The organism is Coprothermobacter sp. (assembly GCA_013824685.1).
Taxonomy (GTDB): Bacteria; Caldisericota; Caldisericia; order Cryosericales; family Cryosericaceae; genus Cryosericum.
In genome coordinates, this window is record PNOG01000009.1 from 86,773 (window position 1) to 109,580 (window position 22,808).

At 59.7% G+C, this 22,808-nt stretch carries 23 protein-coding genes and 1 riboswitch; of the genes, 13 read left to right on the top strand and 10 right to left on the bottom strand.

Features of this window, described 5'->3' with window-relative positions:
- Window positions 1-2 precede the first annotated feature (2 nt).
- Window positions 3-464 carry a hypothetical protein gene (locus C0398_03115; protein ID MBA4364983.1) on the bottom strand — a complete coding sequence of 154 codons (462 nt, stop codon included), beginning with the start codon at window positions 462-464 and terminating at the stop codon, window positions 3-5.
- A gap of 517 nt (window positions 465-981) precedes the next feature.
- Between C0398_03115 and C0398_03120 the strand changes: the two genes are divergently transcribed.
- The 5 genes from C0398_03120 (at window position 982) to C0398_03140 (ending at window position 4,947) form a co-directional block, all read left to right on the top strand.
- Window positions 982-1,260, top strand: a complete 279-nt coding sequence (locus tag C0398_03120; GenBank protein ID MBA4364984.1) for an integration host factor subunit alpha — start codon at window positions 982-984, stop codon at window positions 1,258-1,260.
- 230 nt (window positions 1,261-1,490) lie between these two features.
- On the top strand, window positions 1,491-2,540 hold the full coding sequence (locus C0398_03125) for a hypothetical protein (GenBank protein ID MBA4364985.1): 1,050 nt from the start codon (window positions 1,491-1,493) through the stop codon (window positions 2,538-2,540).
- Window positions 2,521-3,561: a peptidase M42 gene (locus C0398_03130; GenBank protein MBA4364986.1), complete on the top strand. Its 1,041-nt coding sequence runs from the start codon at window positions 2,521-2,523 to the stop codon at window positions 3,559-3,561. Before C0398_03125 ends, C0398_03130 begins: the two co-directional genes overlap by 20 nt.
- On the top strand, window positions 3,562-4,554 hold the full coding sequence (locus C0398_03135; protein MBA4364987.1) for an aminopeptidase: 993 nt from the start codon (window positions 3,562-3,564) through the stop codon (window positions 4,552-4,554).
- Between the two features lie 15 nt (window positions 4,555-4,569).
- Window positions 4,570-4,947, top strand: coding sequence for a hypothetical protein (locus C0398_03140; protein MBA4364988.1), 378 nt, complete (start codon window positions 4,570-4,572; stop codon window positions 4,945-4,947).
- A 35-nt stretch (window positions 4,948-4,982) separates the two neighbouring features.
- Here C0398_03140 and C0398_03145 read toward each other — a convergent pair whose 3' ends face one another.
- The 4 genes from C0398_03145 to C0398_03160 all read right to left on the bottom strand — a co-directional run bounded on the left by C0398_03145 (window position 4,983) and on the right by C0398_03160 (window position 9,722).
- On the bottom strand, window positions 4,983-5,924 hold the full coding sequence (locus tag C0398_03145; protein ID MBA4364989.1) for an ABC transporter permease: 942 nt from the start codon (window positions 5,922-5,924) through the stop codon (window positions 4,983-4,985).
- A 227-nt stretch (window positions 5,925-6,151) separates the two neighbouring features.
- Window positions 6,152-6,994 (bottom strand): ABC transporter permease, encoded by an 843-nt coding sequence (locus tag C0398_03150; protein ID MBA4364990.1) that lies wholly within the window; start codon window positions 6,992-6,994, stop codon window positions 6,152-6,154.
- Window positions 6,995-7,012: 18 nt separating this feature from the next.
- On the bottom strand, window positions 7,013-8,539 hold the full coding sequence (locus C0398_03155; protein MBA4364991.1) for a heme ABC transporter ATP-binding protein: 1,527 nt from the start codon (window positions 8,537-8,539) through the stop codon (window positions 7,013-7,015).
- Between the two features lie 61 nt (window positions 8,540-8,600).
- Window positions 8,601-9,722 (bottom strand): BMP family ABC transporter substrate-binding protein, encoded by a 1,122-nt coding sequence (locus C0398_03160; GenBank protein ID MBA4364992.1) that lies wholly within the window; start codon window positions 9,720-9,722, stop codon window positions 8,601-8,603.
- Window positions 9,723-9,972: 250 nt separating this feature from the next.
- A riboswitch (TPP riboswitch) is annotated at window positions 9,973-10,075 on the top strand.
- A gap of 36 nt (window positions 10,076-10,111) precedes the next feature.
- Between C0398_03160 and thiT the strand changes: the two genes are divergently transcribed.
- The 8 genes from thiT to trmE all read left to right on the top strand — a co-directional run bounded on the left by thiT (window position 10,112) and on the right by trmE (window position 15,428).
- A complete protein-coding gene (gene thiT, locus C0398_03165; GenBank protein ID MBA4364993.1) occupies window positions 10,112-10,666 on the top strand; it encodes an energy-coupled thiamine transporter ThiT in 555 nt (184 codons plus the stop codon).
- Window positions 10,666-11,550 carry a hypothetical protein gene (locus C0398_03170; GenBank protein MBA4364994.1) on the top strand — a complete coding sequence of 295 codons (885 nt, stop codon included), beginning with the start codon at window positions 10,666-10,668 and terminating at the stop codon, window positions 11,548-11,550. Before thiT ends, C0398_03170 begins: the two co-directional genes overlap by 1 nt.
- Before the next feature lie 92 nt (window positions 11,551-11,642).
- Window positions 11,643-11,780, top strand: coding sequence for a 50S ribosomal protein L34 (locus C0398_03175; GenBank protein MBA4364995.1), 138 nt, complete (start codon window positions 11,643-11,645; stop codon window positions 11,778-11,780).
- Between the two features lie 46 nt (window positions 11,781-11,826).
- Window positions 11,827-12,153: a ribonuclease P protein component gene (rnpA, locus tag C0398_03180; GenBank protein ID MBA4364996.1), complete on the top strand. Its 327-nt coding sequence runs from the start codon at window positions 11,827-11,829 to the stop codon at window positions 12,151-12,153.
- Window positions 12,150-12,428 carry a membrane protein insertion efficiency factor YidD gene (locus C0398_03185; GenBank protein MBA4364997.1) on the top strand — a complete coding sequence of 93 codons (279 nt, stop codon included), beginning with the start codon at window positions 12,150-12,152 and terminating at the stop codon, window positions 12,426-12,428. Before rnpA ends, C0398_03185 begins: the two co-directional genes overlap by 4 nt.
- Window positions 12,379-13,566 carry a hypothetical protein gene (locus C0398_03190; protein MBA4364998.1) on the top strand — a complete coding sequence of 396 codons (1,188 nt, stop codon included), beginning with the start codon at window positions 12,379-12,381 and terminating at the stop codon, window positions 13,564-13,566. Before C0398_03185 ends, C0398_03190 begins: the two co-directional genes overlap by 50 nt.
- 11 nt (window positions 13,567-13,577) lie before the next feature.
- A complete protein-coding gene (locus C0398_03195) occupies window positions 13,578-14,045 on the top strand; it encodes a hypothetical protein (protein ID MBA4364999.1) in 468 nt (155 codons plus the stop codon).
- Between the two features lie 12 nt (window positions 14,046-14,057).
- On the top strand, window positions 14,058-15,428 hold the full coding sequence (trmE, locus tag C0398_03200; GenBank protein MBA4365000.1) for a tRNA uridine-5-carboxymethylaminomethyl(34) synthesis GTPase MnmE: 1,371 nt from the start codon (window positions 14,058-14,060) through the stop codon (window positions 15,426-15,428).
- Window positions 15,429-15,557: 129 nt separating this feature from the next.
- On the opposite strand, the gene C0398_03205 is transcribed toward trmE, so the two are convergent.
- The 5 genes from C0398_03205 to C0398_03225 form a co-directional block, all read right to left on the bottom strand.
- Window positions 15,558-16,559, bottom strand: a complete 1,002-nt coding sequence (locus C0398_03205; protein MBA4365001.1) for a hypothetical protein — start codon at window positions 16,557-16,559, stop codon at window positions 15,558-15,560.
- A gap of 11 nt (window positions 16,560-16,570) precedes the next feature.
- Complete coding sequence (locus C0398_03210) at window positions 16,571-17,116, bottom strand: copper amine oxidase (GenBank protein MBA4365002.1); 546 nt, start codon at window positions 17,114-17,116, stop codon at window positions 16,571-16,573.
- A 2,045-nt stretch (window positions 17,117-19,161) separates the two neighbouring features.
- A complete protein-coding gene (locus C0398_03215; protein MBA4365003.1) occupies window positions 19,162-20,895 on the bottom strand; it encodes an ABC transporter substrate-binding protein in 1,734 nt (577 codons plus the stop codon).
- 8 nt (window positions 20,896-20,903) lie between these two features.
- Window positions 20,904-21,749 carry a hypothetical protein gene (locus C0398_03220; protein MBA4365004.1) on the bottom strand — a complete coding sequence of 282 codons (846 nt, stop codon included), beginning with the start codon at window positions 21,747-21,749 and terminating at the stop codon, window positions 20,904-20,906.
- A gap of 9 nt (window positions 21,750-21,758) precedes the next feature.
- Window positions 21,759-22,661: an ABC transporter permease gene (locus tag C0398_03225; protein MBA4365005.1), complete on the bottom strand. Its 903-nt coding sequence runs from the start codon at window positions 22,659-22,661 to the stop codon at window positions 21,759-21,761.
- Window positions 22,662-22,808 lie beyond the last annotated feature (147 nt).

A 22,808-nucleotide genomic window follows, 5' to 3' on the forward strand; every position in this document is an offset into this window, starting at 1 on the left:
CGTCAGGGCATGATCTCGGCGACGAACGCGACCTCGACGGGCGCATTCAACGGAAGTGATGCGACCCCGACGGCGAAGCGCGCGTGGCGACCGGCATCGCCAAACAGCGCGACAAGCAGATCGGAAGCACCGTTGATCACCTTGGGCACCTCCGCGTAGTCCGGAGCCGCCTGCACGAATCCCTGCACCATCGCGATGCCTTTGACGCGGTCCAGCGTGCCAATGGCACTCTTCAGGGCGGCGAGACCGTTGATGGCGCAGATGCGGGCAAGACCATACGCTTCCTGGGTGGTGACACTCTCGCCAACGCGACCGGTCTGTTTGACACGACCACCCTCAGTCGGCAGCATTCCCGACACGAACGCAAGGCTGCCGGTGAGCTTGACCGGAACATAACTGCCAGCAGGCGCTGCCGCCTCTGGCAATAGGACACCCAGCTCCGCAAGCTTCTCGTCTATCGCCATACATACCTCCCGATACGATGTGGACAACTTCTCATGCATAGTATACACACAACGTAGCGCTTGCCATGTCCAGTTTTGCAGTCGGACTGTCAGCATGCCAGGGAGTGCCATCCGGCCGCCGTGAATGGCCGGCGTTCCCATGAGCGGTGGCTATGCCCTCGCCGCCATCCCGTCATCACGCACAAACAACCTTTGGGGGTGCCCGGGCCGACCCGACACGACCAATTTCAGGACGTCTGACCTGTCGCTTGTTCAACTTTCCTCGGTCAATCTTGACAAATTCAGCGAGATATCCGGCTTATCCGGCATGAGGGGCACGTTTCCCGTCGCATCCACCAACTGCTGTCCAGGACTGCATATCACCACACGGTGATGCCGCATCCCTGGCGCGTTTCGCTGTCATCTCCCATGAGGAGCGGCTATAACGCTACCCGATTTTGCAAAAATGTGCTATACTACGTGCGTACCTTCCCAGTCGCGGGGAAAAGCGCGACAAAAAGACAGGAAAGGAGATTGCATGAACAAGGGAGAACTTGTAGCCAGAATTGCCGAGATGACTAAGATGACCAAGAAGGAGTCCGAGGTCATGGTCAATGCGTTCATGGATGCCGTCAAGGAAGCCATGAAGAAGAACGACAAGGTCGCACTCGTTGGGTTCGGCACGTTCGGCGTCAAGGAGCGCAAGGCTCGCAAGGGCGTCAACCCCAAGACCCTCAAGGCCATCACCATTCCGAAAAAGAAGGCCCCCTTCTTCAAGCCCGGCAAGGCTCTGAAGGACGCCATCGCCAAGAAGTAGTACTCTCTGGCATAGAAAAACACAAGCGGCGCTTGCGCGCCGCTTCTTCGTTGTCAGGGCGTTGCTATACGCTGGTTGCGAGGGCTCTCATGCGGTGTCATGTCAGTCCGTCTCTCCATTGCAGTCCATTGCAGTGCCCGGGACGGCGTGGTCAAGCCGTTCGGCGAAGCTGGCTTTGACGTTCTGTTCGTTTGCCGTACAATAGTCTTGTCACGGGAAAGGAGACGAACATGCACAAGCTTGTAGAGCAGTTGACAAGCGCCTATGCGGTTTCAGGAGACGAACGCCGCCTCCATGACATCCTGCGCAACGCCTTGGGCGGCATCGCCGACGAGATTCATGACACGCCTCTTGGTAATCTCATCACCGTCCGCAAGGGTCGCTCGAGTGAACATGCCATCCTCTTCGCCGCACACCTCGATGAGGTCGGCGCATGGGTGACAAGGATCAATGACAGGGGCTTTCTCGGCATCCATTGCCGCTCGATCGACGAGCGCGTATGGCCGGGTCTGCAGGTCGTCGTCCATGGTACAGAGCCTCTGCCCGGCATTATCGGACTCAAGCCGGTCCACGTCATGTCGCACAACGAAATGGACAAGCCGGTTGCCCCCGATGAACTCTGGATCGATGTCGGACTCCCACGAGAACAAGTCCTCAAGCTGGTCCCCATCGGTTCCACCGTCACGTTCACGGCCGGCATCAGCCACCTCATGAACGAGCGGTTCGCGGGAAAGACCCAGGACGACCGCCTCTGCGGCGTGGCTCTGGTGCAAGCCCTCGAACTGCTAAAGAATATGACGCTGCCGTATGATGTCGTCATGGCCTTCACTGTCCAGGAGGAAATCACCGGGAACGGCGCCTGGACCAGCGGCTACTTCGCCCACCCTGACGTCGGTATCGCCGTCGACGTCACGCATGCCGACACCGACGGCGTTCCTGAACACAAGACCATCCCGCTCGGCGGCGGCCCCGGCGTTGCTGTCGGTCCGGTCGTCAATGACCACGTCCTGGAACTCATTCGCAGAAGTGCGAAGGCGGTCGAGATCCCCACCAGTGAGGAATCCTGCATGTCATATTCCGGCACTGATGCGGACGAGCTGCAGCTGGTCGGCTCCGGCATCGCCGCCGGCGTCCTGAGCATTCCACTGCGCTACATGCACTCACCTGTCGAGACCGCCGACCAGGTTGACGTCGACAGGACGGCGAGGCTCATTGTCGAGGTTGCGAAAGGCTTCGACGGGGCGTTCATAGGAGAGCTGTATGGAACAGACAAGCATTGAGCTGCTGAAGAAGCTCACCGAGGCCCGCGGCATTTCGGGGCATGAAGACGAGGTCGCTGCCATCCTCAGAAGCGAGCTTGAGGGCCACGTCGACCGGTTCGAGCGTGACTCCATCAAGAATCTGTTCGCGATCAAGGGCATGGATAAACCGGGGCCCAACGTCATGCTGAACGCACATATGGACGAGGTCGGCCTCTACGTGACCCACATCACCAAGGAAGGGTACTTGCACTTCGGCAAGGCCGGCAGCATCGACGACCGGCTGCTGCTGGGCAAGAAGGTGCTGGTCGGCAAGGACCGCTTCCCAGGCGTGACAGCCATCAAGGCCGTGCATCTGTCCACTCACGAAGAAACCGAAAACACCGTCATCAAGGCGGACGACATCGTCGTCGATATCGGCGCCAAGTCGGACAAGGAGCTGACGGGCAAGGTGGCCGCCGGCGATCAGATCACGTTCGACACGGCGTTTGGAACATTCGGCGACGGGTGTCTCGTCGGCAAGGCATTTGACGACCGGGTCGGCTGCGCCATCGTTGCCGAACTGCTCAAGACAGACTGGCCCTTCTCCGTCATCGGGATGTTCTCGGCACAGGAAGAAGTTGGGACCAAGGGAGCGATGGTCGGAGCGTGGCGATACCCGCCCGACATCAGCATCACGGTCGAGGGCACGATCGCCGCCGACATCGGCGAGGTCAAGGACTACCAGGAGGTCAGCAGCCTGGGCGCCGGCACCGTCCTCACCATCAAGGACGGTGGCATGATTACGGACCACCGGCTTCGCAACCAGCTGATCGAGGTTGCGAAAGCGAACGGGCTTCCCTGGCAGTTCAAGCGCATGCCGGCGGGGGGCACGGACGCTCGCAGCATCCAGCTTGCCAAGGCCGGGGTGCGGGCACTGGCAGTCGCCGTCCCTGCGCGCTACATCCACTCTCCCGTGTCGCTCATCAAGATCTGCGACTACGAGAACACGCTGGCGCTCCTTTCGAAGTTCCTGGCACAACTTGTCACCACGGAGGCATAGATGAACGAACTTATACGCACACTGACACAAACCTGGGGACCCACCAGCTACGAAGAGGGCATTCGCGGCGTCATCACGCGCGAACTCAATTCCCTGCATGTAGACTACCGGGTGGACGCACTGGGAAACCTGATCTACTGCATCCCCGCTCCAGGAAAGCCGAAGCTGCTGCTGTCCGCCCACATGGACCAGATTGGCATCATCGTCACGCACGTCGACAAGGACGGATTCCTGCGCTTCGGCGCAGTCGGCGGGCTTGACCCGTACAAGGTCCTGGGGCACCGCTTTGTCTTCGCGAACGGGACCGTCGGCGTCGCAGCCGTGGAAAGCAAGGACCACAAGACGCTTGAGCATCTGACACTGGACAAGCTGTTCCTTGACATCGGCGCAGCGTCAAAGGATGACGCCCTCCTGCATGTCGCCATCGGCGATTTCGCAGTCTACACCGGCGACTGTGTGCAGGTGGGTAACCGCGTGACCTCTGCAGCACTCGACGACCGGATCGGCTGCTACGTCCTCATCGAAGCCCTCAAGGCCGCCGAGGGGAAGGAGCTGAACTACGAGACGTATGCCATGTTCAGCGTGCAGGAAGAGATCGGCATCAAAGGCGCCAAGGTCGGCGCATGGGGCGTCCAACCGGACCTCGCCATCGCTCTGGACGTCACTGCCTGGGGTGATACTCCTGAAAGCTACGTTCTGGATATCGGCCTGGGCAAAGGACCCGCCATCAAGGTCAAGGACGCCGGGATGGTCGCGACGCCTGCCGTCCGTGACCTGCTCATCGAGACGGCAAAGAACCACGGCATCCCATTCCAGCTCGAGGTCCTCCAGGGCGGCACGACCGACGCAGCAGCCATCCAGACCAACGCCAGTGGCGTCCCTACCGGCGCCATCAGCATCCCCGACCGCTATGTCCACAGCGCCAGCGAGATGGTCGACCTCGGCGACGTCGAAGGCTGCATCAAGCTCCTGGTCGCTGTCCTCCTGAAGTAGCAGCGGGGTGCCTCCGTGGCACATTCTCGAACATCCATCGTCATCGCAGCGGCAATCCTCGTGATTGCCGCTGCCGTTCTGGCAGCGCTGCTGTTCGTCCCCTCTCTTGCGACCTGGCGAGAATCGCGTGTCCGATGTTCACTGCAGCTGGACCGCCCCGCGCCGCTGCCGCCCAGGACGCCGCTCACGCTGACATTCGTGACACGCGGCATCCGTGGATCGTACGCCTACGAGGTTTCTGCCGACAACGATGTCCTCGGCCAGGGGACGACATCCGCCAGCCAGTTCACCGTTCCAGTCACATTCGGGGCTTCCGGCGTGTCGATGATCACGGTTACGCTGACCGTGGACGACGAGCCCCTGACCTTCCTGTTCTCACTGGCGATATCCTGACGGGTCTTGACTGACCGTCAGGTTCAAGGCACCCGCTACTTCTCTTCGCGTGCGTAGGGTATCCCCAGTTCCTTTGGTGTCCCAACGTGACGCACACGGACGATGAGGGTTGCCGCGATGATGACCGCGAAGGTCGTCACATAGGGCAACATGGACATCAGAGCGCTGTTGATATAGGTGCCCCCTGCCTGGAGCTGAAGCTGCAAGGCTTCGATGCTCCCGAACAGGAACGCTCCGACGAGCGCGTTGAAGGGATTCCACATGGCAAAGACCACGAGAGCAACAGCAATCCACCCCTTGCCGGACGTGATGCCATTAAGCCAGTACGGATGGATACCGCACGTGATGTACGCTCCTCCTGCCCCCGCAAGTGCTCCCCCCAAGATGGTCCAGAAGTAGCGCGTGCCAGCCACATTGACGCCCATGGCGTCTGCAGCCTTCGCGTTTTCGCCGACCGCTCTCAAGTTGACACCGACCTTCGTCTTGAACAGCAGGAACCAGAACAGGACTACCAGGATATAGCCGGCGTAGACAACCAAGTCCTGGCTGAAGAGAATCGGGCCGACGACTGGGATCTGTGACAGCCCGGGAATCGCCATGGGCTTGATTGCCGTCGTGAGACGCTGAGAGACCCATCGGTCGCCGTAGAAACTGGTGAGGCCCGCCCCGAAGATCGCAAGCGCAAGCCCCGTGACCGTCTGGTTGCCCCGGAGCGTCACACAGATGAAGGCATGGATAGCTGCCGCTACTGCTGCTGCTGCGATGCCGAGCAGCAGGCCGATATACGGATTGCCGGTCGTCGTAGCTCCAAGGAACCCGAAGAACGCGCCGATCAGCATGAGTCCCTCGAGCCCGAGATTTAGCACGCCGCTGCGCTCCGTCAGGACTTCCCCCAGCGTGGGAAGCAGAAGAATCGTCCCAGACTGGATGGCTCCGGCGAGAACCTTGATCAGGATGTCGCCAAAGGTAGGATTCATGTGGTCAACCTCCTCGTCAGGATGACGCGGTAGTGCGTGACGATCTCTCCTGCCAGCAGGCAGAAGAGGATCGAACTCTCGATGACGCCGACGATGCCAAAGGGAACCCGCATGACGATCTGGATCTGGTAGCCGCCTGCTTCGAGAGCCGCCAGGAGCACCGACACCCCCACAGCGACCAGCGGGTCGAGCCCTGCCAGCCATGCCGCGATGATGGCGGTATACCCTTAGTCTGAGTTGATCTCAAGTTGCAGGACGCGCAGCACACCCGACGTGTGTGCGATCCCGGCCAGGCCGGCAAGCCCCCCCGAGATGATCGCTGCGATGATGACCGTCTTGAACACATTGATGCCGGCGTATCTGGCCGCGCGCTCGTTCTCGCCCAGGACTCTGGCCTCATACCCGAAGCGAGTCTTCCGGATGATGATCCAGACGATCAGTGCGGCAGCAATTCCGAAGAACAGCCCGATGTGGAGTCGCGAGGGAGTCGCGAGGATCCGCGGAAGCTGGGCATTGAGGGCAAAATTCTTGGACAGTGGAAACCCGTGGCTACCCGGATCGCGCCATGTGCCATACATAACGAACCATAGGACATACCAGGCGATGTAGTTGAGAAGGAGTGTCGCAATGACCTCGTTAACGTTCCAGTACACCTTCAGAAGCGCAGGGATGATAGCCCATAGCGCTCCTCCAAGGGTACCGAGTACCAGCATCAATGTCAGCAGCAGCGGCCGAGACATCGTCGCCGGGCCAAACAGCGCCAGGTAGGACCCACAGATGGCCCCAATGATGTATTGGCCCTTTGCCCCAATGTTGAAGAACTTCATGCGATAGACGAGACAAAGCCCCACGGAGATGAGGATGAGGGGAACCGCGATCACCAGGGTCTCCGAGAAGGTGTACGCCGACCCGAAAGCTCCCTTGACGATGGCTCCATAGACTCTCAGCGGGTTGACCCGGGCAAACAGCATGACGACCGACCCCACGAGGAGGCCAAGCAGAACCGAACAGATGGGTACCAGGACGCGAAGCCGTATCGGTGTCTTGTCGCGTTTCTCGAATCGCAGCATCTCAGGCCCCTTTTCTGGTCATGTCTTGGCGCCCACGGCGCCCGCCATCATCAGGCCGATCTGCGCAATGTCCGCGTGATGCGCGTCGACAATACCGACGATGCGGCCCTCGTACATCACCGCGACCCGGTCCGCGACCATGAGAATCTCATCCAGGTCCTCGCTGATGAGCAGCACCGCCACCCCGTGGTCGCGCTGTTCCAGCAGCGTCTTGCGCACGAACTCGGTAGCGCCCACGTCGAGGCCGCGGGTTGGGTGTTCTGCAATCAGGAGCCTCGGGTTCTCCTCGATTTCGCGAGCAAGCAGCAGCTTCTGCATGTTCCCGCCGGAAAGGACCTTGACTGGCGCATTCCGGAGCGGTACAGCGATGTCGAACTTCTCGATGAGTCTGTCAGCATATGTGCAGGCGGCACCATAGTCGATGAATGTCCCCCTGCACATCGGCTTCTGCCTGTACTTCCGCAGCATCGCGTTCTCGACCGTGGAGAGATTGGGCACGAGGCCCACGCCAAGTCGATCGGCCGGTATATAGTTCACTCCTGCGGATGTCAGCGTGCACGGAGTCGCGTTGGTCACGTCGATCCCCTCCACCGTGACGTGTCCACTGACGAGGTGGCGCAGTCCCGTGATACATTCCGCGAGTTCGACCTGCCCATTTCCGGCGACACCGGCGACACCCATGATCTCCCCGCCGTGGACGGTGATGCTCAGCTTGCTGAGAGCCATGATGCCACGGTCATTGTAGGCCCGAGCGTCTTCGACCTTGAGGACCTCCCGGCCCTGTTCGATATCCCCCCGCTCCAGGCGGAACAGGATGTCGCGCCCGATCATCATCTTTGCGAGCTCGCGCTCCGTGACGGAGGCCGTATCGACGGTCCCTACCAGCCGTCCCTTCCTCAGTACCGTGACGCGGTCAGAAACGGACATAACCTCGTTCAGCTTGTGACTGATGAAGATAATGGATTTGCCCTCCGACTTCATCTCCCGGAGGATGCCGAACAGCTCCTCAGATTCCTGCGGCGTCAGGACGGAGGTCGGCTCATCCAGGATCAGGATGCGAGCACCCTTGAACAGTGTCTTGATGATCTCGACGCGCTGCTGCTCGCCCACGGACAGCTGCCAGATCTTGGCATAGGGATCGACACGGAAATTGTATTTCTTTGCTATGGCCTCGATTCGGCCGGCCACGGACTTCTTGTCTATGTAGAAACCCTGAGACTCCAGCCCCAGGATGACGTTCTCGATGACAGAGAGAGAATCGACCAGCATGAAATGCTGATGGATCATCCCGATACCGTGCTTCATGGAATCGAGCGGCGAGCGCAGATCGACGCGTTTCCCCTCGATCACGATCTCGCCCTCGTCAGGATAGTAGATACCGTCAAGAACGTTCATGAGCGTCGACTTGCCGGCTCCGTTCTCGCCCAGCAGCGCATGAATCTCGCCCTTCCGCAATGCGAAGCTCACATGGTCATTGGCCACGACGCCCGGAAAGCGCTTCGTGATATTGCTCATGACGAGCATCAGTTGTTCCTGGCCCTCCATCTTTTCCTCCACAGAAGAAGAAAAGCTCCCCGGCGCAATGCCGGGGAGCCGCTACTGTTCTCTATGAACCGCTTTTTGGAATCTCGCCGATGACGCCCTGCACGAACCACTGCAGGTTCAACTGGTCAGCGTCGGACATGGTTGTGCCGGCAGGAACCACGGTTTCACCCTTCTGGTTGATCATGGGTCCGTCGAACGGCGTGTACTTGCCGTCAAGGATGAGCTGTTTGCGGGTGTTCACATAGTCGACGACGTCCTGCGGAACGGCCGAGCTGATGGGGGCAAGGTCGACGATGCCGTCAGCCATGCCTCCCCAGTAGTCAGCGTTGGTCCACGTTCCGTCTTCGACAGCCTTGGCAACCTTGAGATAATAGGGACCCCAGTGCCAGATGCGGGATGTGAGCACGGACTTGGCTTCCTCCGGCGTCTTCATGCCGGCAGCCATGTCCATGTCGTAGCCGATACCGTATTTGCCGGCTTTGAACGCTTCATCGAGAGGTGCAGGGGAATCGACGCCGGACACAATGACGTCGCAACCCTTGTTGAGCAGGGACTTGGCCGCATCGCCTTCCTTGGCGGGGTCAAACCACGTGTTGGTGTAGACGACGGTGACAGTAGCCTTGGGATTGACTTCGCGCAGGCCAACCGTGAAGGAGTCAACCTCGCGGATGCACTCGGGGATGGAGAACGGCAGGACAAACCCGATCTTGTTGGTCTTGGTCATCTTGCCGGCGACAAGACCGGAAAGGTAGTCGGGCTCCTCCATGCGGCCAAAGTACGTTCCAAGGTTGTCGGAACGCTTGTACCCAGACGCGTGCATGAGCTTGACGGTGGGATTGTCCTTGGCCGTGTTCACCATGGCGTCCATGAAGCCGAAGCTGGTGCCGAAGATGAGCTTGTAGCCTGCACTTGCATAATCACGGAAGACCTTCTCGGCCTGAGAACCTTCAGGTACGCTTTCCGAATAGGTGGACTCGACGTTCGGGTCATTCTGCTGCAGGTACAGGCGACCGTCTTCGTGCGCTTGTGACCATCCACCGTCGTTGTGGGGTCCAACGTAGATGAAGGCGACTTTCAGCTTTTCGGCAGCAGGCGGTAGTGTTTCCGCCTTCTTGCAGCCGGTCGAACCTACAACGAACGCGATGGCAAGCAGTGCAATCAGTGAGACTCTCAGGAACTTCATACTCTCTAGCCTCCTATTACATGACTGACGTTCTGAAGCTCGGTTTCCCGCATGTTTCCTCCATCCGGGCATCTCCCTTTTCCTGCGACACGACCCTCATGCCCGGCACAGTCCCGTTCCTTGGTTCACACGCCATTGTACCAACATCACCCTGCAAGTAAAGCCGGTCCCCTGACCTGCCGTACGCTGCTCCATCAGCTGCGAAAACCCCTGTGCGACATCGTACCGTTGACTCGGGATGATCAGGCATTATGCTTCTATGGGGTGCCCGAAAGGGCTGAGAGAGTCATGTGGCTCAACTCGTTGAACCTGATCTGGGTCATGCCAGCGTAGGGAGACAGAGCAGTATCACGACGCCCCGCAATCTATCGTAGATTCGGGAGGTATTCATGGAACGTACAGCGAACAAAGCGATCACTGTCAAGGAAATCGCCGAAATGGGGCTGGCGGTGGCCCTTGCCGTCGCGCTTTCCTACTTGTCGAAACTCATACCGTTGCAGCTCAAATACGGTGGAACGATCGCTCTCGGGATCATTCCGGTCTTCTACATCGCTCTCAGGCGAGGGGTTCGGGACGCGCTGATTGCCGGCTTGGCTCTTGGGCTGGTCACCATGATCACCGATCCCTATTTTGTGCACCCTGTGCAGATCCTCCTCGACTATCCACTACCCGGCATGGCTCTGGCGTTTGCGGGCTTGCCCTTCTTCCGGCGCGGCAATCACTGGTGGCTGGGCATCCTGGTCGGCGGCGGTGTGCGATATCTCTTCCACGTCATCTCCGGCCTCGTGTTTTTCGCTTCCTACGCATCGCAGTGGCATATGAATCCCTTCGTGTACTCTCTTGCGTACAACGCGAGCTACATGGTCCCCAGCATTGTGATCGCGCTCGCAGTAATGGCCCCGCTGCGTAGAGTGAAAGCACTCTGGAGGCTAGAAACGGACTGATGCGCGACCGAAAGGCAGCGCTGGTCAATCTCAGCCTGGTCGGGCTCTTCCTCGTCTGGGCGAACGCCTTCACGTTTGTGCGCATCGCGACACGCTCGCTGACGCCGGCCAACCTGGCGATCCTCCGGTTTGCCCTGGTGTGGCCCTTCCTGTTCCTCTTTCCGGGCTTGTACCGACTGCGGAAGCTTGAACGGCGCGACTGGTCCCGCCTGCTTCTTGTCAGTTTCCTCATGGTCGTGGGCTACCATCTCGCCCTCAACGCCGCCGAGACGCGTGTGACTGCCAGCGTAGCGGCACTGACGGCCGGCTTCGCTCCCATCCTCACCGGCGTCCTATCGGCTCTCTTCCTTCACGAACGGCTGCCGGGGCGACGCGTCGCTGGTCTTGTCGTTTCACTTGCCGGTCTTGTCGTACTGGTCCTCGGGATCAATGGCCGCATCGAGCTGACGAGCCTGCTTGGGGTCTTCCTCGCCTTTCTCGCGCCTCTCTGCTGGTCCCTTTCGACCGTGCTGAGCAAACCACTCGTGACACGGTATCGAGGGCTCGACGTCACTGTCTGGGGCCTCTTCCTCGGGACACTGTTCCTGCTGCCCTGGCTTCGCCCCGCTTCTCTGGTGTCGCAGGTCATGACCATGCCGTTCATCGCCTGGGCGAGCGTCGCCTATCTCGCGTACCTGTCGATCCTGCTGGGATATCCTGTGTGGTTCCACGCTCTGGAGACGAAGAAAGCTTCCGAAACCGGCATGTTCGTGTACCTCAACCCGCTTATCGGTACCGCGTCAGGTGTCCTGTTTCTTCATGAATCGCTCACGCCGCTGATGATGCTTGGAGCAGCCGGTATTCTTGCCGGACTTGTCATTGCGAACCCGCTTGCAGACAGATGAAGCCCTGTGCCGCTCACGATGCGCGGTCGCTTTGACAACCATGGTCTTTCCGGTATGATATAGGGGATTTTCATCAGTGGAGGTATCGAATCATGAGAACTACCTACAGACCTAAGAACCGCAAGCGCAATCGCACCCTTGGTTTCCTGAACCGCATGAGGAGCCCGGGTGGACGCAACGTTCTCGCCCGCAGGAGACTCAAGGGGCGCAAGAAGCTTATCGTCGCATAGGCGTCTGTCCGCTCCGCGGATGGTTGACCTGTTGGTCTAGTAGCAGTTGGCAAAACTGTGGAAACGAATCCCGGGCAGCGTATACAAAAAGGCCTTCGACAACTCGAAGGCTTATCATGGTACGTTGATCGTGGTTTTTGTATCTCCCGCCCTTACTCACGTGGTGGGTTTCACAGCTTCCCGCAAGGTAGGAGAATCCGTTGAGCGCAACCATGCCAGACGTCTCATGAAAGAAGCATTTCGCTCGGTCTCGCCCAGCCTCATGCCCGACTTTGCGTATGTCCTGGTGGCTCGCAAGCCGATCGTCGTCTCTTCTGTCGACGATGTCCGGCGTGAACTGGCACGACTTACGGCCGAGTACCGCCAGCGATGAAAAAGGTCGTTACGTTCCTGCTGCGCTTCTATCGTCGATTCCTCTCTCCGCTCAAGGGCGCGACCTGCATCTACTATCCAACGTGTTCGGAGTACACGCTCGAGGCTGTCGAGCGGTACGGTGTCCTGACCGGGCTATGGCTCGGCCTCAAGCGTATTCTGCGGTGTCATCCATATCATCGGGGAGGGTTCGACCCTGTGCCCAACCTGCACCGCGACTGCGCGCATGCAACTCACACCCTGGAGGTTTCCATTGATTCAGAAAAGCTCCCGTAAGAGCACGTACAGACTGCTGCTCGTCGTTACATTGCTCCTTGGCGTCCTGACGCTTTCCGGCTGCGTCGGCGCGGCAGGACCCGTCACGACCTCCGACCCCGTAGGCATCGGCCTCTCGGCCACGGTACGCCCGCTCGAGAACGTCCCGATCGTCATCACTATCAAGAACAACATGACCAAGTTCGTAAGCGACGTGAAGGTCCAGATCGTCGCCATTGACGGCAATGCAGGCATCGCTCCCTTCGACCTCTGGGAAACCACCGACGCCTCCGTCGCGCTGGCTGCGCCCCTCCTGCCCGCCAAGACCGCGCAGGTGAGGCTGATCCTGCAGCAGAAGACTCCGGCCGCCATCAAGTCCTACGCCGTCAATGTCAGCGTCTCCTACAAGGATGGCGACGGCATTGCAGTCACCGAGGTCATCGCGAACGCCGGCATTGTCAGGGTCGGCAGCATCAACTTCCTGTCCGCCGGAATCCGCTGGATCATCGAACAGCTGAACAAGCTGGTCCACAGCTATGCTCTGGCCATCATCCTGCTCACCCTTGGATTGAAGCTCATCACCGAGCCGCTCACGCGCATGCAGTTCAAGTCGACGGTCGACATGCAGAGACTGCAACCCCAGGTCGCCAAGCTCAAGGCGAAGTATCCGAGCAAGGATGACGCCAAGCAGCTGAATCAGGAGACAATGAAGTTGTACAAGAACAACAACGTCAGCTTGTTCAGCGGATGCCTTCCGCTCCTGGTGCAGTGGCCCATCTTCCTTGCCCTGTTCACGGCCATCAACAACTACTCTCCCTTCAACTACGCATCGTTCCTGTGGGCGCCTGCTCTCTCCGTGGCTTCGAGCACACTTCCGCTGGCCACCAGGTTCATCATGCCCGTCGTCGTTGCGGCTTCGACCTATGTGCAATCCATCACATCCTTCATCCCGGGACAGGATCGGTCCCAGACCGCATTCCTGACATATTTCATGCCACTGATGCTCGGCTACTGGGCGTACGGTTTCAGTATCGCGCTCAGCCTGTACTGGGCACTCTTCTCCTTCTTCTCTGCGGGGCAGCAGTATCTGGTCATCAGGCGCCTCACGAAGGGCATGCCCGTCCCGGAACCAGTCGTCAAGAAGTCGGCAAAGAAGTAGGAGGCACTATCATGAGGCTTTCCAAACATGCTGAGCAATTGGTCACGGAGTTCCTGGTCGACTTCTTCAAGGCACTCGACGAGAATCCTGAGATTCAGGTAGCGTACACGGACGGCGACCCGTACATTAACATCACCGGGCTCACCGGAAACGGAACGTTCCTCACCAAAGACCAGACGTGTCTGTCCGCCCTGCAGCACATCATCAACGTCGTCGCACACAAGGACCGCGAGGGTGCCCCCGGCATCGTCACCGTCGATGTCGACGGATACGTCATGCGCCAGCGCGAGATGCTGAAGCGCATGGCCATCGACGCCGCCCTGCGTGTCAAGCGTGAGAAACAGGCCGTCGTGATGCAGCCGATGAGTGCCAAGGCACGACGCATCATCCACGTGACCCTCAAGGACTACCCCGGTATCACCACACACAGCGAAGGCCGCGACCCGCAGCGCCGCGTCATCGTCGAGCTCACGAGGTAACGGGAGCGGCGCATGCCGCACGTTTCCACCATTGCCGCTCTTGCCACCGCCCGTGGTAGCAGCGGCATTGGCATTGTACGGCTGAGCGGCCCGGACTCCTGGGCAATCGCCGAACGGCTGACCGCGGGCCAGCCCGCACTTGTGGACCGCATGGCCAATCTGCGACGCATCTTGCACCCAACGAGCGGAGAAATCCTGGACCAGGGGATTGTCCTGCCGATGCGCGGCCCTCACTCGTATACGGGCGAGGATACTGTCGAACTGCAGCTGCACGGGAGCCCTCTTCTACTGGACAGTGTATTGGCGGCCTGTCTGGAACTTGGGGCTGAACCCGCCCGTCCAGGGGAGTTCACGTTCCGGGCGCTGCTGGCAGGCAAGCTGTCCCTCCTGCAGGCCGAAGCGGTGCGCGACCTCGTGGACGCAGGGTCTGACGAGGAGCTCTCCCTGGCCAGGAAGTCGCTGTTCACGGATGCGTCTCAGCCCTTTCGCGGGGTCCTGAGCCTGATCACACAATCCCTCGCCTCCGTGGAGGGACCAGTCGACTTCCCCGACCAGTTCACGGAGGAGGACGAGGCAGGCGCCCTGCATGGAGCCACGGGTCTTGCTGAAGAGGCGCACGCAAACATCCGGAAGCTGCTCGCGGACGCGCAGGCAACCGCACGGCTGCGGCACGGTGTCACTGTCGTGATCGCCGGCGCGCCCAATGTCGGCAAGTCCTCCCTGATGAACGCCCTGCTCAAGTATCCGAGGGTCATCGTCTCAGACGTCCCCGGGACGACCCGTGACTCGGTAGCGGAGGAGATCCTCCTGGGAAGACACCGGGTTACCCTTATCGACACGGCCGGCATAGGCGCAACCCCTTCCGACGCCCTCGATCGTCTGGCAAGTGAACAGGCGGCTCAGTCCATCGAACGCGCGGACATCGTCCTGATCGTCCTCGATGCCGAAACGGGACTGCAACAACACGAACGCGCCCTGCTCGATCGCGTCCGTTCACTGCCCCATCTCGTGGCCGTGAACAAGATCGACGCCGGACCGGTGCCCGCGGGTCTCGAGGAAGAGGTCGGCGAACCAGTGCTCGGCATCTCTGCCACGGAACGGACAGAACTCGACGAGCTTACCCGCCACCTGTCGGAGCTGGTCGAGACAGCTGCCGGGACGGTCGCCGCCAGGCAGATGGTAACACACCGGCAAACATTAGAGCTCATGACCGCCGACCGCGCGCTGGGCGATTTCATGAACTCAGCCGCGACAGCCCCGGCAGACGTCCTCGCGTATCTTCTCGGCGAAGCCCGCGAAGCGATGCAACGGCTTCTGGGCGAGCACATCGCCCCCGACGACATCCTCGCAACCGTCTTCAGCACCTTCTGCATCGGCAAGTAGTCGAGGCGTCCCTTGATCGTCAGGAGGCAGGACCCGCTGCCAACGGACAGGACGTTGTGCCCCTCTTCCTCAACGCAACCCCCCGGTCACATAGCTGGAGGGTTGCGTACGAGAACGTCCAGAGTGGAGCTACGGCTGCAGAGACCGCGCCCAGTCGAAGACGAACACTGCCTGTGCCCTGGCGATAAGAGCAGGGTCCGTAACGATGATACCGACCTCGCGCTGCTGCTGCAGTGGGTTATCGTCGGTGAGCGGTGGGTCCGAGCAGTTCTGCGAACCCACAAACATCTGCGTTCCATCGACCATAATCATCTTGACGTGGTAGTACGGCGTCATCGAAACGCGAACGGTGTCACCCCCGATGAGCATCCTTGCATCGGCAGCGGCCGTCCGGGAATCGGTATAAGTACCGTCGGTGATGGCCTGAACCTTGACACCGCGCGCAGCGGCCGCGGCCAGCGCCTGATTGACCATGTCGCTTTTGAGGTACTGTGTCGCAACGACAACACTGGTCTTCGCCCCGTCGATGAGTGCCTTGATGCGAGCGCCCGCGTTGAGCGGAGACACGATGAGACGATCGCTCGTCAGTTGCTGAAGGGTCAGCGGTTTCCTCTGCCAGTCCGCCCAGAAGATCGTTGTCAGATCGTTCACCACCTTCGGGTCCGTCGTGATGACTGCAAACGCACGATTCTTCTTGCCGTCGGCATACGTGAAGTTGTTTCCTGACATATAGGCCCGACTCCCATCCACGATGAAGTACTTGGCATGGGTAATGCGATAGCTCGGATTGGCACTGCGCACTGTGACGCCTGCCCGTACCAGGTCGGCGATGATACCCTTCGAGTCCGTGAGGGCGAGGCGTTCGCCTGGATCGACCATGACGTTGATAACCACACCTCTGGCAGCAGCGTCTGCAAGCTCGTCCTCGATGCGCGGATCGCTGAAATCGTAGATGGTGAACAGGATGGACGCCGTGGCTGATTCGATGAGCCGACAGGCGTCCATGTGGGCATCGTCGGGGAATGTCACAATGCGGTCCACCGCATCGGCACGGGCAAGAGAACCGGCAGGCGCTCCGACGAGAACGGCAAGGAGCATGAGCAGCAAGCCTATGGAAACAATCTTCTTCATTCCGAGTCCTCCTATGGCCGATACGTCAGGGTCACGGTCCGTGTCGCCGGGTCCCAGCCCACTTCGCAACCCAGGCTCTCGCCCACAAACCGGAACGGCAGGTAGGTGCGACTGGTCTGAATGATGGGTGTGACGTTCGCGTTCGCAGTGTCGATCTGCACAGTCGTTCCGTCCAAGAGAGCACCCGGCTTTCCGATCCAGAGCGAGAGAGTGTGGATTCCCAGCATAATGTCGACTCTGCCCTTGCCGTCTTTGCCGTCGAAGGCTACCGTCCCGCCGATAGCCTCGACGATGGCGCGTATGGGAACCAGCGTCCTGCCGCCCATGATCATCGGAGCAGCGTCCAGCGGTGGCTGCGCGATACCGTTTACCGTCATGGTTGTGCTGCCGATGATTAGGCTCACCGTTGTTTCCGCAGCCTTCGCGAGCCGGTACGTCGTGAACACTCCACCGTTGGTCAGGCCGACATAAACGATACCGTCGGTACTGAAGGAGGGAGAGATATCCAGGGCGTTGCCCCAGTACTTGCCGCTCACCAGCGGAATTCCACTACTCATACTGCCGAAGACCAGTCCGCGGTTTGTCGTCACGTCCAAGCCACCGCTCCACGAGACAGCGAGCACGGTGCCATCGGCCTCGTACGCGTCGCTGATGCGGATGGCATCGTACCAGATGTAGCTGGCAACCTGTTTCCAGCTGGCGCCCCTGTTCGTGGACCTGTAGACACCGGCCTCTCTGGTGCTCCCGGTTCCATAGTCCGTACACATGTAGACTGTGCTATCCGTCGCGAAGGTGGGCGAAATCCGCAGATCCTTCATTGCGTAGGCGGGCAGTCCGCTGCCCGCGAGATAGCCGAATGATGCGCCTCCATCTGTGCTCTGGTACATACGTCCCGAGTGCGTCCCGACGAACAACGTTTGATCAGTGGCAAAGGAGGGAGATACTGCGACACAATCGACGACTGTATCCGCAAGATCCAGTCCGGCGGTGAGCGGGGAACACTGCATCACGGTTGCGAAGGAGTCCACGGTGCACCACAATCCCTCGCCTTCCACTGAGATGAAAGCCACTCCGGACGTATGATAGTCAGGAGCGAAAGCGACCCATGGAACGGCATGTCCTGCAAATCCTCCCGCCGCGTTCCAGCTTGCCCCCTTGTCCCGCGAGACGAAGAGACCCCCGCCGTCCGTCCCTGCAACGACCGTCTCGTCAGTCCCATACGCAGGAGAAACCGCCACCTGAAGGACGCTGAGGTCAGTCAGGCCATTGTTGCAGTAGGATACGGTCTGCCCTGCGTCGAACGTGCGCGCAACGCCCTGATAGGCGGTGCCAAAGAACACCGTCCTGTCCGTCACGAACGCCGGCGAAACAGCCACAGCGTTCACGCGCGAGTTAGCAATGCCTGTGCTGCTGTCGGCCATGGTTTTCCCGCCGTCTCTCGAAACGAGCAGTCCGATACGGCTGGTTCCAACAAACAGCGTGCCGTCCGTCACAAATGCCGGACTCGCCGCAAGAGCCGTAATGGCGAAGGACTGCGGTGACGGTGACGTCATCGTCGCGGCCGACAGAGAACCCGTAGCGGTGTTCATCATTTGCAGTCCCTTGCCCGGTGTACCGATAAACAGTTCGCGCGTCGTGGCATAGAGAGGTGAAAACAGCAGAGAGGTGACAGTGCCACGATAGCTCCTGGTAAATGTCACACCGGCATCCGTCGTAACAAACACCCCATCCGCCCCGACCCCGACCGCAAACGTGTGGTCGGCGGCAAATGCAGGCGAGAACGCCAGGGCATTCCCTGTGTCTTCGCTGGGAATGCCGAGAGCTCGTGCCGAAACCCCACCGTCGGTCGAGATCCACGCCCCAGCTACATCGGCCGCCGTTTCGACACCAAACAGTACCGTATGATCGGCCCTGAATGAAGGCGAAACCACCATCCTCACGACGTTCTGGTTCTTCAGCTCCGCAGCGCACGCCGCCCATGAACGACCCACGTTCGTGCTCACCCAGGCGCCACTCAGGTATGTCGACGCAAACACCGTACTATCCTCCGTCAGGGTCGGCGACGGGGCGACAGCGTTGACATAGCTGTCCCCTCCAAGCCCCTTGTTGGAGTAGTCGAAACGGGCTCCGCCATCATCTGACCGGTACAAGCCGTCCTCCGTGGAGACCAGCGCGAGGCGGTCGCGCGCGAAGTCAGGAGAATACGCTGTTCCGGTGATGCTCTGGCTATGATGTTGCAGCCCATTCCGAACGACGCTGAACGTAGCTCCGCGGTCTCGGGACACATAGAAACCGTTGCTGGTTCCGACAGCAACACGGCCGTCATTCACAAAGGAAGGGGAAACCGCGATGCTGCGAATGGATCCACCGTACGGTCCATTGACAGAGTTGAACTCGTACGAGGCTACGCTGGCACTGCGCACAACAGGAAGCCCCGCAGTCGCAACACTCAGCAGCAGAAGCACGCCCAAGAAAACCGCAATAGACTGGTTTATCCGCTTCACATCGACTCCTTTGTCCCGACTCGGTCACTCGTGAGACAAACGGGGCACGGAATCGACCGCGCCCCGACCCTGATGTTTGCTCAGTGCTCTTGAGAATGTTACTTGCGGATGACCGCCTGGACGTCAAGGGCCATCTTCTTGAGACCGTCGGCAACACTCACCTTGCCAAGGTAGATGTTCTGGAGGTTTGCAGAGATCTTGGTGCGTGCGCTGTTCCATCCGGCTGTCGGCGGTTGAAGAACCGAACCGCTGAGCTGCTCGAGGCCGGAACGCGTCTCGGGCTTCGCTGCGTATGCCGCGATGAGGACCGGGTCCTCGAGGGAACTCTGGCGAGCCGGCAGGTACCCAGTCTGTGCTGCCCAGACAGCCTGCGTATGGGGCGAGGTGAACCACTTGATGTACGCCCATGCAGCATCCTTCTGGCGCTGTGTATACTTGGGGGCATTGCCGAACATGACGATGTTGGTGCCGTAGAGTGCTGCGGCCTGGCCAGCAGGTCCTGCGGGCAGAGGTGCTTCGCCCAGCTCGAACTTGCCGCCGATAGCGGCTTCCACATAGCTGCGGCCGACCACTGAACCCATGTACATGCCGGCCTTGCCGACGCCCAGATCGGACTGGTCGCCATAAGCTGTCGTGTAGTGCATGAACTTCTTGGCGTACAGGTCGGCAAACAGCTGCGTCCCTGCCTTGACGCCATTGTTGTTGGCAAACAGGACGTTGTCGTACGTGTCGCTCAGGACTTTGCCACCATAGGCATAGACAAGCGAGTACCACAGGTCGACGGATGGCGTGTGCGAGGCGCCCCACTGGATCTGCTCGCCCTTGTCGTTGGTTTTGTTCAGTTTGGCGCAGTCGTCAGCAAACTCCTGCCACGTTGCCGGTGCACGCGTGATGCCTGCTTCCTTGAACATATCCTTGTTGTAGTAAATGACGATGTTGGACTTGTTGAACGGCATCATGTAGCGCTTGCCGTCCGCAAGTTTCGACGAATCCCACATCTTGGGGAAGAAGTCGGCGACTTCAGCCTTCGACAGACCGTTGGCGCCATTGATGTAGCTGTCGAACGTGCTGAGATAGAACCCGGTGGCATACTGAGCAGCCCAGTTCTCATACGCCTGTGCGATGAGGGGTGGATCCTTAGCCGCAATAGCACCGATGGTCTTCGTCTGCAGAGTGTTGTAGTTGGCCATCTGGACCAGCTGGACTTCCATGCTGGGATGCGTGGCGTTGAACTCCTTGGTCAACCCGGTGAGGGACTGGCCGAGTGCTGCGGCCATGGCTTCCCAGAACGGGACGATGGCCTTGTTCTTCAGCCAATCCATGGAGAACTGGACGGTGACCTTCTTGAGTGCAGCGTCCCATGTAGTTGTCGCACCCATGGACTCGGCAACGAAACGCACAGGAACGACAGTCTTGCCATTGATGATTGTGGCAGCAGCATCCAGCGCGACATCGTAGTCGTTGACCTTGGCGACCGTCTTGTCAATTGTCAGCGCAATCTTGTTTTCCGCCAGCGTGATGTTGGCGGTCCTGGTCGCAGCGTCCCACGCCAGTGTGGCTCCCATGGCCTCAGTGATGAAGCGCAGTGGGACCAGCGTGCGGCCGTTCTTAATCACAGCGCCCTGCTCGAGCGTTGTGGTTGTTCCGTTGACAGTGCCCGTGTTCTTACCGATGTAGACCTCGATCGTTGTCATCGACTCAGCCTTGGTCGCCGGAACAGCAGCGAGCACCGAGGTGAATGCGACGAGCAACGCCAGTACAACAGCCAGCAACCTACGCGTGTTGAGCATACTTCCTCCCCTAAGAGATTGGATAGTAACGTGCAACTCCATCAAGACGGCTACCCCTTGACACCGCCCCCGCCAATACCTTCGATGAACTGCCTCTGCACGAAGAAGAACAGAACGACGATGGGGACCGTCGTAAAAACCGATGCTGCAGCCAACTGAGACCACTGCTGTCCCTTCTCTCCCAGGAAGGAGTTCAGAGCAACCTCGATCAGCTGCTTGTTCTGCGACTGGGTCATGACGGTGGGCCACAGGAATGATGTCCACGAACCCAGGAACGAATTGATGGCGATGGTCACGATCGCGGGCTTCGCGAGCGGCAGGGCAATGCTCCGGAAGTAGCGCAGACGCGATGCGCCGTCGATCTGTGCGGCCTCCCACAGCTCCTTGGGCATCGACATGAAATACTGCCGGAGCAGGAAGATGCCAAACACGCTCGCCGCGAAGGGGATGATCAGCGCGTAGAACTTGTCGTACCAGCCGAGCGTCCGAATGATGAGGAAGTTTGGGATGAGTGTCGTCGCCGCGGGGATCATCATGACACTGAGGACCAGGCTGAACAGCGCCTCCTTCCCCTTGAAGTTGATGCAGGCAAAGGCAAATGCGGCAAGCGAGGATGTCGTCAGGGAGATCAGTGTCGAAGCGACTGCAACGAAGAGCGTGTTGCCGAAGTAGCGTAGCCACGGCGCCGAGTTCCACGCGTCGATGTAGTTCTGGAAGGTGGGGTGTGTGGGCCACAGTTGCGGCGGGACGCTCATGACGGAGTCCTGAGGCTGCAGGGACGTGACGATCATCCAGTAGAAGGGGAACACCACCAGGATGAAGAGCGCTGTTATGGCAAGATAGAGGAATACTCTGTTGACCCTGTTCCAGAGGACGGACTGTCGCATCGTCGTCATGTCACACCATCATCCATAGAAGACCTTGCGTCCGGTCGCCTTGCGCTGGAGCATCGTCAGGAGGAAGATGATGACAAACAGCCCTATGGAGACTGCGCCGGCGTAGCCGAAATGCATCTGCCCAAAGGCCTGCTGATACAGGTAGTAGCCTGTCGTCGTCGTCGAGTCCACTGGTCCCCCTTGCGTCAGGACAGCTACCTGGGTGAACATCTTGAAGGCGCTGATGGTGTAGATGATCACGACGAAGTAGGTGGAAGGGGAGATCATGGGCCACGTCACATGCCAAAAAGTCCTCCATCCGCTTGCTCCGTCGATCTGTGCAGCCTCGAGGAGTTCAGTCGGTACCTTGGACAGCGCGGCCATGAAGATGATGACTGCGAACCCGATGTCATGCCACGTCGAGTAGAGGATCATCGCGGGCATCGCCGACGCCGTATCAGTCAGCCACCTGCTGACTGGCAGGCCCGCGAAGTGCAGTGCCGCATTGAGCATGCCATAGTCAGGGTTAAAGATATAGAGCCAGATGATGGACGTGGCGACCAGCGGCGTGATATACGGGATGAAGAACCCCATGCGCCAGAACGTCCGCCCTCGGACCTTCGCATTGAGGAGCACGGCGATGAGCAGTGAGATGGCGACCGCGACCGGGACACTGCCTATCGTGAAATAGAGCGTCCTCCACGCTGAACCCCAGAAATCGCCCGAGGTGAGCAGCTGTCGGAAATTGCCGAGGCCCACGAAGTCCATCTGCCCGACGAGGTTGGTGTCGAACAAGCTGAGACCGACGACGATAAACGCCGGAAGGAAGGTGAAGACTAGAAGCACCAATATCGAAGGGAGCGTAAACAGCCAACCGGCGACGTTGTCGCGGATGACCTGCTTTCGTTGTGCCGGCGTACGTTTGTTGTCCATACTGCAAACACCTCGAGACCGCAGTTTCAAGTTCGCAAGCGACTTGGCTAGGTGGACTTAGCTGTTCAGTATATCATTGGCAACTTGCAAGTCAAAAAGAGGCTGCGAGCGCCCCTGGTAGCCTTCCCGCTGTCGTCTCGGAGTGAC

What these genes read in the sequence shown, in the direction of transcription:
- C0398_03190 (MBA4364998.1), top strand. Translation starts at nt 12,379, where the DNA reads ATGCAACTCACACCCTGGAGGTTTCCATTGATTCAGAAAAGCTCCCGT.
- C0398_03170 (MBA4364994.1), top strand. Translation starts at nt 10,666, where the DNA reads ATGCGCGACCGAAAGGCAGCGCTGGTCAATCTCAGCCTGGTCGGGCTC.
- C0398_03145 (MBA4364989.1), bottom strand. Translation starts at nt 5,924, where the DNA reads ATGAATCCTACCTTTGGCGACATCCTGATCAAGGTTCTCGCCGGAGCC.
- C0398_03130 (MBA4364986.1), top strand. Translation starts at nt 2,521, where the DNA reads ATGGAACAGACAAGCATTGAGCTGCTGAAGAAGCTCACCGAGGCCCGC.
- C0398_03195 (MBA4364999.1), top strand. Translation starts at nt 13,578, where the DNA reads ATGAGGCTTTCCAAACATGCTGAGCAATTGGTCACGGAGTTCCTGGTC.
- C0398_03135 (MBA4364987.1), top strand. Translation starts at nt 3,562, where the DNA reads ATGAACGAACTTATACGCACACTGACACAAACCTGGGGACCCACCAGC.
- C0398_03120 (MBA4364984.1), top strand. Translation starts at nt 982, where the DNA reads ATGAACAAGGGAGAACTTGTAGCCAGAATTGCCGAGATGACTAAGATG.
- C0398_03125 (MBA4364985.1), top strand. Translation starts at nt 1,491, where the DNA reads ATGCACAAGCTTGTAGAGCAGTTGACAAGCGCCTATGCGGTTTCAGGA.
- trmE (MBA4365000.1), top strand. Translation starts at nt 14,058, where the DNA reads ATGCCGCACGTTTCCACCATTGCCGCTCTTGCCACCGCCCGTGGTAGC.
- C0398_03155 (MBA4364991.1), bottom strand. Translation starts at nt 8,539, where the DNA reads ATGGAGGGCCAGGAACAACTGATGCTCGTCATGAGCAATATCACGAAG.
- C0398_03160 (MBA4364992.1), bottom strand. Translation starts at nt 9,722, where the DNA reads ATGAAGTTCCTGAGAGTCTCACTGATTGCACTGCTTGCCATCGCGTTC.
- C0398_03150 (MBA4364990.1), bottom strand. Translation starts at nt 6,994, where the DNA reads ATGCTGCGATTCGAGAAACGCGACAAGACACCGATACGGCTTCGCGTC.
- C0398_03205 (MBA4365001.1), bottom strand. Translation starts at nt 16,559, where the DNA reads ATGAAGAAGATTGTTTCCATAGGCTTGCTGCTCATGCTCCTTGCCGTT.
- C0398_03210 (MBA4365002.1), bottom strand. Translation starts at nt 17,116, where the DNA reads ATGAGTAGTGGAATTCCGCTGGTGAGCGGCAAGTACTGGGGCAACGCC.
- C0398_03115 (MBA4364983.1), bottom strand. Translation starts at nt 464, where the DNA reads ATGGCGATAGACGAGAAGCTTGCGGAGCTGGGTGTCCTATTGCCAGAG.
- thiT (MBA4364993.1), top strand. Translation starts at nt 10,112, where the DNA reads ATGGAACGTACAGCGAACAAAGCGATCACTGTCAAGGAAATCGCCGAA.
- C0398_03225 (MBA4365005.1), bottom strand. Translation starts at nt 22,661, where the DNA reads ATGGACAACAAACGTACGCCGGCACAACGAAAGCAGGTCATCCGCGAC.
- C0398_03220 (MBA4365004.1), bottom strand. Translation starts at nt 21,749, where the DNA reads ATGACGACGATGCGACAGTCCGTCCTCTGGAACAGGGTCAACAGAGTA.
- C0398_03185 (MBA4364997.1), top strand. Translation starts at nt 12,150, where the DNA reads ATGAAAAAGGTCGTTACGTTCCTGCTGCGCTTCTATCGTCGATTCCTC.
- C0398_03175 (MBA4364995.1), top strand. Translation starts at nt 11,643, where the DNA reads ATGAGAACTACCTACAGACCTAAGAACCGCAAGCGCAATCGCACCCTT.
- C0398_03215 (MBA4365003.1), bottom strand. Translation starts at nt 20,895, where the DNA reads ATGGAGTTGCACGTTACTATCCAATCTCTTAGGGGAGGAAGTATGCTC.